This window comes from Chryseobacterium sp. CS3K3.1 (assembly GCF_059515165.1).
In genome coordinates, this window is record NZ_JCAKRV010000026.1 from 42,104 (window position 1) to 53,750 (window position 11,647).

The 11,647-nt window shown below is 36.7% G+C and carries 10 protein-coding genes; 1 reads left to right on the forward strand and 9 read right to left on the reverse strand.

The window, feature by feature from the left end; all coding sequences use genetic code 11:
- Window position 1 precedes the first annotated feature (1 nt).
- Complete coding sequence (locus AC5YGI_RS20090) at window positions 2-253, forward strand: hypothetical protein (protein ID WP_330746508.1); 252 nt, start codon at window positions 2-4, stop codon at window positions 251-253.
- Between the two features lie 330 nt (window positions 254-583).
- Here the strand turns inward: AC5YGI_RS20090 and AC5YGI_RS20095 are convergent, their stop codons facing one another.
- The 9 genes from AC5YGI_RS20095 to AC5YGI_RS20135 form a co-directional block, all read right to left on the reverse strand.
- Entirely contained in the window at window positions 584-1,060 is a 477-nt protein-coding gene (locus AC5YGI_RS20095; RefSeq protein WP_330746509.1) for a heme-binding domain-containing protein, read from the reverse strand.
- 13 nt (window positions 1,061-1,073) lie between these two features.
- Window positions 1,074-1,700, reverse strand: coding sequence for a DUF3347 domain-containing protein (locus AC5YGI_RS20100; protein ID WP_330746510.1), 627 nt, complete (start codon window positions 1,698-1,700; stop codon window positions 1,074-1,076).
- Window positions 1,701-1,728: 28 nt separating this feature from the next.
- Window positions 1,729-4,491, reverse strand: a complete 2,763-nt coding sequence (locus tag AC5YGI_RS20105) for a multicopper oxidase domain-containing protein (protein ID WP_496169519.1) — start codon at window positions 4,489-4,491, stop codon at window positions 1,729-1,731.
- A gap of 116 nt (window positions 4,492-4,607) precedes the next feature.
- Window positions 4,608-5,069, reverse strand: coding sequence for a DUF3347 domain-containing protein (locus tag AC5YGI_RS20110; RefSeq protein WP_496169446.1), 462 nt, complete (start codon window positions 5,067-5,069; stop codon window positions 4,608-4,610).
- Window positions 5,070-5,189: 120 nt separating this feature from the next.
- Entirely contained in the window at window positions 5,190-5,570 is a 381-nt protein-coding gene (locus tag AC5YGI_RS20115) for an HYC_CC_PP family protein (RefSeq protein ID WP_330746513.1), read from the reverse strand.
- A gap of 112 nt (window positions 5,571-5,682) precedes the next feature.
- Entirely contained in the window at window positions 5,683-7,920 is a 2,238-nt protein-coding gene (locus AC5YGI_RS20120; RefSeq protein WP_330746514.1) for a TonB-dependent receptor plug domain-containing protein, read from the reverse strand.
- 43 nt (window positions 7,921-7,963) lie between these two features.
- Complete coding sequence (kdsA, locus tag AC5YGI_RS20125; RefSeq protein ID WP_047374570.1) at window positions 7,964-8,773, reverse strand: 3-deoxy-8-phosphooctulonate synthase; 810 nt, start codon at window positions 8,771-8,773, stop codon at window positions 7,964-7,966.
- A 726-nt stretch (window positions 8,774-9,499) separates the two neighbouring features.
- Window positions 9,500-10,027 (reverse strand): DUF1697 domain-containing protein, encoded by a 528-nt coding sequence (locus AC5YGI_RS20130; protein WP_330746516.1) that lies wholly within the window; start codon window positions 10,025-10,027, stop codon window positions 9,500-9,502.
- Between the two features lie 113 nt (window positions 10,028-10,140).
- On the reverse strand, window positions 10,141-11,634 hold the full coding sequence (locus AC5YGI_RS20135; RefSeq protein WP_496169456.1) for a DUF8728 domain-containing protein: 1,494 nt from the start codon (window positions 11,632-11,634) through the stop codon (window positions 10,141-10,143).
- Window positions 11,635-11,647: the final 13 nt, after the last annotated feature.

An 11,647-nucleotide genomic window follows, 5' to 3' on the forward strand; every position in this document is an offset into this window, starting at 1 on the left:
TATGAATGTAAAAGAAAAAGAAAAAATTGAAAAGCTAGTTAAAAAGCAATTAGCTCAATTTATTACTCTTAAAAGACTTACTAAAAAGAATAATAGATTGGTGAATCCAGTAAGTTTCCTAAGGAAAGTAACTTTAGCAAAGGAGTTTGTAGCTAAATGTCAATATCAAAATTGTGATTTGGGAGATGGCAAAATTTATTTTGACAAAGAGGTTTCCAAAGCCTGTAAAGTAATTATTGATTATTACTTATAGATAAATGTAAAAGTGATAGCTAAGAAGATATAAGGACCCATTGCAGAAGAGATTTAAACGCAAAGGCTTCACTTTGAATAGCAAAATTTTAAGGGGGCAAAGCCGGAATCAATTTCATTGATTCTTTCTAAGCGAATGTATTATTTAAAGCTTCATCAGCGACAAAGTCGCAACTCTTTGCCCTCTAAAATTAAGCATACCAATTATCTATTCTTTGCGTTTACATACAGTTTGCCAATAACTAACATCTATTTGAACTGCAGGAGCTTCTGAATAAAGTTTCTGTATCCATAAACAAAGCCATTCGATTCAGAATGGCTTTTATTTTTTTTAATTCTTATTGGCTTTATTATGTTCAGCCTTCATCAGCTCTATCCAGCGAATCATTTCTTTTATCTGACTTTCAGAAAGCACAGCTTTCGGATGTAGATAAGTATAAGACGTAAGCGGCATTTTTTTCTGCTGTACCTGATTAGCAACAGATTCTAATTTATTGGCCTGCTTACGTTGGCTGTAGCTCCCCCACTCATTAAAATTCAATTCTTCTTTTCCGTTTTTTATATGCTTTTCAATATAATATCCTAAAGGCTGTATATAAGAATAGAACGGATAATGCGTAGAATTGCTGTGACAGTCATAACAAGATTGCCTCAAAACAAACTGTACATTATCAGGAACTTTATAAACCTTTGAAATATCTGTTGAAGGAACCTGCCCGTAATCAATATTACGGGCAGGCTGAATGATCTGAATAAGTAAAAAAATGAGAACAAACCCTAAAAATATGCTTTTAATGTGTCGGTTCATTTCTTTTTACATTTTAAAATACTTTTTTTACAGAGCCACAGTTAATCATTTTCTGTCCCTCATATGGATTGACAATCTCCTCTGATTCGCTGATCCAGGTTCCACCTTTTCCGTTATTGTACATTGGACAGAAATCCTGGTATAATTTTAAACCGCCTGTTCCCTGTTCTTTTATTAAATCGGTGATATCATTACTCAGGGAAAGCAGATGTTCTCTCTGATGAGCTATATCATCAGGTTTTTCGCCTATATGTTCTGCGTTCTCTGCTGCACTTTCTATAATATCACGCAACTCAGAATTGTTTTTTGCATCGGTTGTACTGATGTCTATTTTCTTTAAGATGGAAAACAGGTTTTTAGCCGCATCGGAAGCTTTTTTAGAATCATCCTGAGCCAGGGCATTTTTAAGGGGAAGGTAACCTTTGATAACTTGCTGAATCGGAAAAGGTGAAAGCTCCTCTGCTTCTTTTTTATTTTCCAGATTTTCTTTTAGCTCCTGACTTGAAGTTTCGCCAGCATCAGTTCTTTCTATTGTTTTAATCTCCGGTTCAGCGGCTTTGCTTTCAGGTATTTTATGATCGGGTTTATTACAAGAATATAATGTAGCTCCCACAAACAATACGGTTATTATATTTTTCATTGTTTCTTAAATAATAGGGTTAAAAAAATTAATATGTTAAAGTGACACCTGCGCCCCAGCCCAGTTCGTTATCATAATTTCCTGAAAGAGACAGCCATTTTTGAACGATATATCTCAATCCGGTTGAAAACTCGCCGTCTGAGTTGACAGAAAAATTTCCTCTCAGCCTTCTTGAAAGTGGGATATCTTCGCGGCTCAATTCCAGTAGTACTTTTCCGTTCTGATCTACACTAGCATCAGCAGTAATCAGCATTGGCAGCACATACTGCATACCCACCATGAATGTAAACTTATTTTTGGAGGCTTTCTGCTGTCCGAACCAGGTCTTTTTACCATGAAAATCCGTTCCCATATCTTCTGCCATCTGTCTTTCCATGATCTCATGATTCTTTTGAACTCTGATTCCGGCATAAGGAAGCGCCCACTGGAATTTACCTAAAAAACGTCCCACTTTCGCACTTCCTTCGAAATGATCAAAGTTCCAGTTGGAATGAAACTCATTCAGGTTAGCCCATCTAGGCCCGAACATCGTCATCGTTTCTGCATGGATTCTATTGCTTGCTACATCCAGCATCGCCATAGAGCTTGTCATTTTATTATCCTGTATGAAATTTTTCCAGGCTAATTTCCTGTTGGGAAGCTGCGGATTGGGCTTTGAGTTTTCATAACTGAAGATTCTTCCCATTCCTGCCATCATATGATATAGAATATGACAGTGGAAAAACCAGTCTCCATCCTGATTCGCAGCAAATTCTATCGTTACGGTTTCCATTGGCATGATATCCACAACATTTTTCAATGGAGAATATTCTCCTTTTGAATTGATCAATCTGAAATCATGACCGTGAAGGTGCATCGGGTGACGCATCATAGAATTATTATACATCTTGATTCTCAGAACCTCTCCTTTTTTGATCAGAATTTTATCTGTTTCTGTAACCGTTTTGTTATCCAGTGTCCACAGATAATGGTTCATATTCCCTTCCAGTGTAAATTTCATTTCACGAATACTGTCTGTGGGAAGAATGGTTTTCTCAGGAGATTTCAAAATATTGTAAGACAGTCTTTTGATTGTTTTCTCTTCCTTCATATCCATTCCGGCATGTTGAGAATGATCCTCTTTCTGATCTTCCTTCGTCTTCACACCCATCATTTCATTGATGTGCTTCGCTGTAGTCTTTCTCTGGCTTTCGGATAATTCAGGGTACATCACTTCGTTCATATCCATCATCTGATTTCCCATCGTCATATTCATCGGTTTCATATTTCCGCTCATCTCCATCATACCGTTCATCATTTTCATGCCTTCAAAAAGCATCAGCCTTGGAAGGTTGGGCGCTTCAACCTTTTCTCCTGAACCTAGCCAGAGAGATGCGTGCCCTATTCTGTCTTCAGAAGTCGCTCTGAATTCAAAGCTTTTGTTTTCAGGAATGGTCACTTCAATATCATAAGTTTCAGAAACTCCTACAATCAGGCGGTCAACTTCTACAGGCATCACATCATTTCCGTCATTTCCCACTACTTTTATCTTTCCTCCACCATAGTTCAGCCAGAAATAGGTAGATGAACCTCCATTGGCAACTCTCAGTCTTACTTTATCACCAGCTTTTACATTAGAATAATCTGAACTTGGTGCGCCATTGATTAAGAATTTATCGTAATAAACATCACTTACATCCATGGCTTCCATTCTTTTCCATTCATTCAGGGCTTTTGTCCCTAAATTTCCGGATTTGATGGCTTCCCAGTAACTCTGTACGGCATTTTTCTTTACCGCATACCAGTCTGTATTGGCCATATGAAGCCTTCTTGCAATCTGCATCGGATCATCATCACTCCAATCTCCAAGTAATACCGGAATTTCAGCATTGTATGTTGTTTTCGGCTCACCCTCTCTTTTTTTGAAAACCAGAATGCCGTTCATCCCAATCTGTTCCTGAAGGGCTTCGTGCGAATGATACCAATAGGTTCCGTTCTGAGAAATTCTGAATTTGTATAAATGAGTTTCCCCGGGTTTTACAGGTTTTGTGGTAAGGTATGGAACACCGTCATGTTCATTGGGAAGAATCACGCCGTGCCAGTGCAGCCCTGTATTTTCCTTAAGCATATTGTGCAGGTAGATCTCTGCAGTATCTCCTTCAGTAAAATACAAGGTTGGAGCCTGAAGTTTACCATTGATTGCAATGGCTCTTCTGTTTTTTCCTGTAAAATTGACAATCGTATCTTTTACATAGAGATCGTAACGAACTGTTTTTCCTCCAAAAGTAATCTTTCCATTTTCTGAATTACGTTTTAAAACAGATTTTTCTTCTTTAGGATTTTCAGTCTGTGCATGGGAATGATCTTCTTTTTCTACCAGTTCCATGCCGCATTTCGGACATTTTCCCGGTTTGTCTGAAACTATTTCAGGATGCATCGGGCAGGTATACGTAGCCTGTTTCTGAGCTTTAGATTCCGATTGATTTAAATCCTGAGTTTTAGCCGGCAATACAGTCTTTGTTTCAGATTTAGCATCATTAATCTTTTTAGCCTCCGCTTTTTTCTCAACCTTTCTCTTATTTATTTTTGTTTCTGCAGGTTTTGCTTTAGTCTCTGTTTTAGGGGTAGGTTTTACTTCCGGTTTTGCTGCTACTTTGGGTTTTATAACCACTGTTTTTTTCACGAGAGTCATTCCGCATTTCGGGCAGTCTCCAGGCTTTGATGACACCACCTCAGGGTGCATCGGACAGGTATAATACGTTTTTGTAGTTTGTGCGAAAGTAAAAACAGAGAATAAAAGCATCAGAAACATTATAAGTTTTTTCATAATATTTCGAACTTTTTACAAGCTGCATGAATTAAAGTTAATTCTAATTTAAGCCATGCAACTCATTGTTTTTAATAATAATACAGCAATTAATTAATTTCTTACTTTACACTTCCGCAAGAAAGCATAGACTTCCCATAGTATGGGTTAGCGATCTGTTTTTCATCGCTTAGCCAGCTTCCGTCTGCCATTGGGCAATATTGAACGTAGATTGGTTTTTCAGAAAGTTTGAACTCTTTGGTCAAAGCAATCATATTGTCGGAAAGATTGAAAAACGTTTCTCTTTGTGCGGCAACTGTTCTTGCTTCAGAAATGGCAGAGGCATCTTTTCTGAGAATATTAAGGTTTCCTTCAGAAACAACTTTATAGTCGATGGCTGAAGCTGTTTTAATGAATTCTGTTGCTGCTTTTGAAGTTGTGTCAGCATCATCTGAAGCTAAAGCTGATTTAATAGCGATATAGTTCTGATACAGCTTAGTAACCTGAGCATCCTTTTTAGATTGTGCTGATAATGATACGATTGAGAATAAAGATAAGGCTGCTGTGATGATATATTTTTTCATTGTTTTAAATTTTAGAATTAATTTTTTAATAAAGAATAAGGGATAACGCATCGGTAGTGCGTTAGAACATGTCGTCTGTAACGGTATATGATTCATTATACCGGAAACGACTGACGGATTCTAAATTCTAAAATTACAATGATTAATGTAGATAGGGACCAGCCTGTATTCAGGCGGCGCATTAATCTGGATCTGTGTAAATTTCGTAGCTGAAAAAGACTTGTCAACAACTGGAAACTGATGTTTCACCGGAATTTCTGAAACTGCACTTAAGAAATCCACATTCAGATAATCTGATTTCTGTGAATCGTCTACTTTTACAATTTTGATCTCCGTTTTGCAGCATCCCTTTTTATCTTTAACGCCGCATTTTCCACAGATGTCATCTACTTTCTGGCTTACGGAAACAAATTCTTTCATGCAATAATGAATGCTAAATGCCGCTCCGGAAGAGAATCCGAAGTAGAAAATAGAAAACAATATGGCAAGAATCTTTTTCATTGGTAGGACAAAGTTAAAAATATCTGTGATACCGTTGTTATAAAATTTGGTAATGTTGTTATAAAATTCGGGTAAATAAAAAAGCTTCCAAAAAAATTTGAAAGCTATTATTTTACAGTTTGAATTCCAGTTTTACATTAAAGAAACGTCCTGTAAGACGTACCGGAACAGGATACATATAATTGCTGTTATAATCTGTGATCCATTGGTTCGCAACAGTATTGTTAATATTAAATGCATTGAACACCTGAACGCCTAATGTCAGCTCTTCAAAATTACCCCAGAAACCGGATCTCTTATTTTTTTCTTTTGGATCAATGAATACCTTTGTCAACCCTAAGTCTACCCTTTTATAGGAAGGAAGGGTCTGCTGATAATTATAAGCTGAGCCAAAATCCGGCTGTCCGTTACTGTTAAACATTACAGGAGCTCCTGTCGGTAATCCCATAGCGTACACCAGGGTAAGGTTCACACGCATACTCGGAAAGCTTGGCATATAGTCCTGATAGAACATCGCAAACCTCAACCTCTGATCTGTAGGTCTGGGAATATCTCCTCTTCCATCAATATTTTCATACACTCTGGCATAACTTGCAGACAACCAGGAATCTACACCCGGAACAAATTCTCCGAATAACCTGGTATCAATACCATACGCATATCCTTTTGAATTATTCTGCCCGGAATAACGAATTCTTACATTATCCATATAATATGGGATCAGGTTATCCATTTTTTTGTAATAAAGTTCTGTTGTCAGTTTGAATGGTCTGTCATACATCTGGAACTCATAATCATTGGCCAGAATAACCTGGATAGAACGCTGCGATTTTATATTAGAGTTAAAATTACCATCCAAATCTTTAATTTCTTTATAGAAAGGAGCCTGATAGTAGATTCCCCCTGAAATTTTGAACAACATATCGCTGTCCCAATCCGGTTTGATCGCAAACTGGGCTCTTGGTGAGAATATCGTTTCTTTATTGAAACTCCAGTTGGCAACACGTACTCCTGCATTCACAAACACTTTACTGGCTCCCCAGTAGAACTTCTGTGAATACTGTGCATATGCTGAAAGTCTTGTAGGCTCAATATTATTTTGCCCAGCAATATAATAAGCAAGCTTAAGATCTCCTGTGGTTCCTGTTCTCGGATCAATAACTTCCGGTCTTGGAAGGCTGTATCCTGCAGAGTCTACCAATTTCCATTCATTGGTAAGATCTTTCAGGTTTTCTTTTTCATATTTGAAACCTACTTCAAAATCTGTATTGACATTGGGTGAAAATTTAGCTCTGAATTGTGTTCCGTAGGTTCTTACAAACAAGTCGTTTCTGGCATGTTCTATTTGTCCTCCCACATCAAAAGACGTTACAGGCTGCTGCGTCACAGGATCAAAAGTTTGCAGCTCGTATGCTGACTGTATCGTGTAATATTCTCTTTCTCTGTTCTGATAAGCAAAGGCATCCAGGGTAAGCTTCCACTTGTCCGCCGGCTTATAGTTCATGGAGAATGTTCCCATCATATTTTTATATTGGTCATTTTCCTGACCTCCATAGCCGATATTTACGGTAATAGGCTGCTGAAGACTTCCGAAAGTAACACTTTTTGCTCTGGGGATCATCTCATAATCATTCTTGGAATAATATCCGATGAATGACATGGAGAATTTGTCACTGACATGATAATTGAGATAAGACTGGAAATCCCAATAGGTTGGATTAAAGTCTGTATCTTCTTTTAAGGTATTAAGAACAAGGTTGGTATTTCTGTATCTGCCAGAAAATAAAGCAGTAAATTTTTTATTTTTTGAAGCCAGACCTGTTGTAAGCCTGCCTCCGATTAAGCTTGCCTCTCCTGAAACTTCAAATTTTTCAGGCTCACGGTAATAGATATTCAAAGCAGAAGACATTTTATCGCCATACTTAGCTTCAAATCCTCCCGCAGAGAAATTCACTGCAGAAACCATATCCGGGTTGATAATACTCATCCCTTCCTGTTGAGAGTTTCTGATCAGGAAAGGTCTGTAGATCTCAATATCATTAATGTAAATCAGGTTTTCATCATAGTTTCCACCACGAACCATATATTGTGAAGACAGCTCGGTATTGGAGTTTACGGAAGGAAGTGTTTTAAGCAATCCTTCAATCCCACCATTAATTGAAGCTACTGATTTCGCTTCTTTCGCTGAAATCCTTACATTGGTAAGGTCATTGGTTCTTCCTGTTGCTTTTTTCTGGAAGACAACTTCCTCTATATCGGTTACTTTAGTGGTCGCTGTATCTTTTTTCCTTTGTTGGGAGAAAAACAGTACAGGGACCATAAGGCTTAGCGGTAAAACTAGTTTTTTCAAAAGAAATGTTTTAGAATTTCTAAAATTAATGTTTTTTTAACAATTACAAAATCGATTCTCTAATTCTTGTCAATTTTTGTAACAAATCTTCTAATAAATCTAATCTTAACATGTTGGCACCATCAGATAATGCCGTTTCCGGTGTAGGATGCGTTTCGATGAAAATTCCGTCTGCTCCCACTGCAATTCCTGCTTTGGCAACGGTTTCAATAAGATCTGGTCTTCCTCCTGTAACGCCTGAACTTTGGTTAGGCTGCTGCAGAGAGTGTGTAACATCCAAAATCACTGGAGCGTATTCTCTCATCGTAGGAATTCCTCTGTAATCTACGATCAGATCTGTATATCCGAAAGAATTTCCTCTTTCAATAATCGCTACTTTCTCGTTATTGGAATCTGTAATTTTCTGAACGGCAAACTTCATCGCTTCCGGAGAAAGGAACTGTCCTTTTTTCAAAGTCACACATTTTCCTGTTTGTGCTGCCGCCACCAATAAATCTGTCTGGCGCACCAGGAATGCCGGAATCTGTAAAACATCCACATACTGTGCTGCTAATGCTGCATGTTCGTTCTCATGAATATCTGTTGTGGTAGGAATATTGAACGTCTCTCCTACTTTTTTAAGAATTTCCAGAGATTTCTCTTCACCAATCGTCGTGAAAGAATCTACACGGCTTCTGTTTGCTTTTTTGAAACTTCCTTTGAAAATATAAGGAATATTGTATTTATCGGTAATACTGATTACTTTTTCAGCAATTCTTAATGCCATATCTTCCCCTTCAATAATACAAGGTCCGGCAATAAGGAAAAAGTTTTTTGAATCTTTGTGCGAAATATTATCTAAATACTGAATCATTTTGTTGTAATTAAAAAGTTCAGTAAAAATACTGAGAAAGTTTCACAAATGGAAATTATTTGATTGCTTTAACAGGCTATGGCTGCAATAGTTTTTGGCTTTTGGATTTCTTATTATTTATTGATAGATGCTTCGACAAGCTCAGCATGACAGCTCTAATACTAGCTGTTAATGGGCACTTGATAAGTGATAAGTGATAAGTGATAGATGCTTCGACAAGCTCAGCATGACAGCTCTAATACTAACCGTTAATCGGCACTGGATAAGTGATAAGTGATGGATGCTTCGACAGACTCAGCATGACAACTCTAATACTAGCTGTTTTATTAATGTGAAAACTATAATACAAAGTATAAACCATCAATGTACAAACACCTACGTCGAGCCACATTATATTAACGTTATTTTTTAGCGGTGTCATGCTGAGCCTGTCGAAGCATTGCGATAATTATTTAGAATTTTTTAAAATTTTCTCATGCCTGTTCACCTTCCTGCTGGTAAACTGATCTTTAAGACTTTTTTTGCCCAGTACTTTCCAAAGGTAGAATCTGTGTAGATCTGAGAAATCTGTGGGAAACTTTACAATAACTTATAAAATAGGTTTTGGCTGAAGCCAATGGCTGCTACTATTATGGATAAACGGGCTAAAGCCCGTTCCCTATTGAATTTCCAATAAATGTTATAATATCACTGGATAAGCTATATCCGAAGGATAATTCGTGTATTTTAATTCATCTTTTTCAGAATCTTTTCAAATGTATTCACATTCCTGCTGGTAAACTGATCTTTAAGGCTTTTTTTGCCCAGCACTTTTCCGAAAGTAGAATCTAAAGTATTTCCCTTAGGAATCTGCCAGTAAAATATACCATTGATAATTTCCGCTTTTTCATTTTCTGCCTGAGCGGCTTTTTGAAACTCCTCCATCAAAACTTTTTCCACGCCCGGAATACCGACAAAACTATAAATATGGAGACTCTCATTCTTTTCAAAAGGAATACTGTTCCAGAACACTTCTATCTCTTCCTGGGTTTTCACAAACAAAAAAGCTTCGTAAGAAAAATGGTCTGACATTGCTTTTTCAAGAATGGTCTTTAACTCCTCAACATTTTTATCTGAAGAAAACACAATATTTCCGGACGCCAATATTGAACTTACGTCTTTCATCCCCGTATCTTTAAAAACCTGGCAGACTTCCGCCATTTTCATATTGGTTCCTTTTACGTTGACGCCACGGAGAAAAGCACAGTATTTCATTTTTTTCAGGTATTAGGTTTGTTTTGAGTTTGAGGGTTTGAGAGTATTAGAGTGAAAGAGTTATTATAAAACTTTTTTTCTGAATACTTTCAATTTTTAAATATTTTAATCTTTTAATCAATTCTAATGTACAAATTATAGTCTGTACCGGAAGGTTTCAGATGGTAAATTTTTTCCAGAATCTTATGATCACTATTCAGATGATCTTTCACACGGAATTCTTTCAAAAGTTTATAATGAGTTTTATAGTATTCTGAATTGGCATTCTTTTCTTCATATAAATTCTGATAAGAAAGAAGATATTTCGGTTTTCTGTTTTTTACCGTGTTGATCCAGTAATTCGTTTTATCTTTTTTAATTTCCTCCTGAATCTGTTTATCAACCAATCCAACCTCATCAATCGTTTTTAATCCTGAGAAATAAGGAACATAACCTGCCGGCTCCAATAAAATCCATTGGTTTTTATCTTTTTCATATTGATTTAAAAAGGTACCAATCGTTCTGCGGTAGTTCCACTCTCCGTTTCCGGTGGCAATACAGTGAACAGTCTGGAAAACAAACATCGGGAAAATGTAGAATACAATTAATAATGAAAGCCATAGGTTTTTCTTCTCTTTCTGTTCCAGTACGAAAATAAGAACAGGAACAAAAAGTAAAAGCTGCGGCACCCAGTAATACCAGTCGAATAAACTTTTTTGAGAAATGAATATGATTTGTTTTGCCCATCCGAAAAGGAAAATCATCCACAAAAAGTAGTTTCTTTTTTCCCTTTGTCTGATCAGATAAATAAAGCAAAGCAATTCAAAAATCAACACTACAATTGTCATAGGATTGAAATCTCCCGGAACTTTCAACATTCCCCAGAAATTCCCAAAGCTTTTAAAGAAATACCCGATATGCTGCTGGATCGTAAAATTTTCACTGTAAAGTAATTTTTTTGCGGTAATGGTATTGTTCACCAGTTCGCCAAAGTAAAACCAGTTGAAAGCAACTGTTGATAAAACTCCAAAAGCTCCTCCAAAAATATAATTCCATCGTATTTTTCTGTTCCAGAACAGGTCCACAAGAAATACAATTCCAAGGAATATGACGGTATCAATTCTGGTAAACATGATTAAAACGGGAAAGAGTGTCACAACCCATTTTTTTCCTTTGTTAAATCCATAGTACAGCAATGCCATTTCCAGAAAAAACAGAATTCCATATTCCATACCAAGGATTGAAATTTTAATGGCAGGCGGTAAAATACCGATCAGAAATATAAAGATTGCTTTATGCCATGGATTTTTTAAAACCAAATGAGACAGCCATAAAGTTCCTATGGTAAACAGTATGGAATTAAAAATCAAAAGAGGCTCAATAAAATTTTCCTTTCCAAAAACAAGATTGAAAATATAGGATACAAAAACATACAGATGTGTTGTAGATGCAGAAATTTTAGTATCTCCATTGAAGCCGATTACCCCATAATCCAATAGATTCTGGGCAACTCTCCAGGTGATAAACGCATCTTCCTGAATATAGTGCGTTAATAAAAAAAGAAGTTTAAAAAGAACCGTAGCAATGACGGCATACATTGGGAATTTGCTATTTTGTGTTTCGGACATTATGTATTTTTAC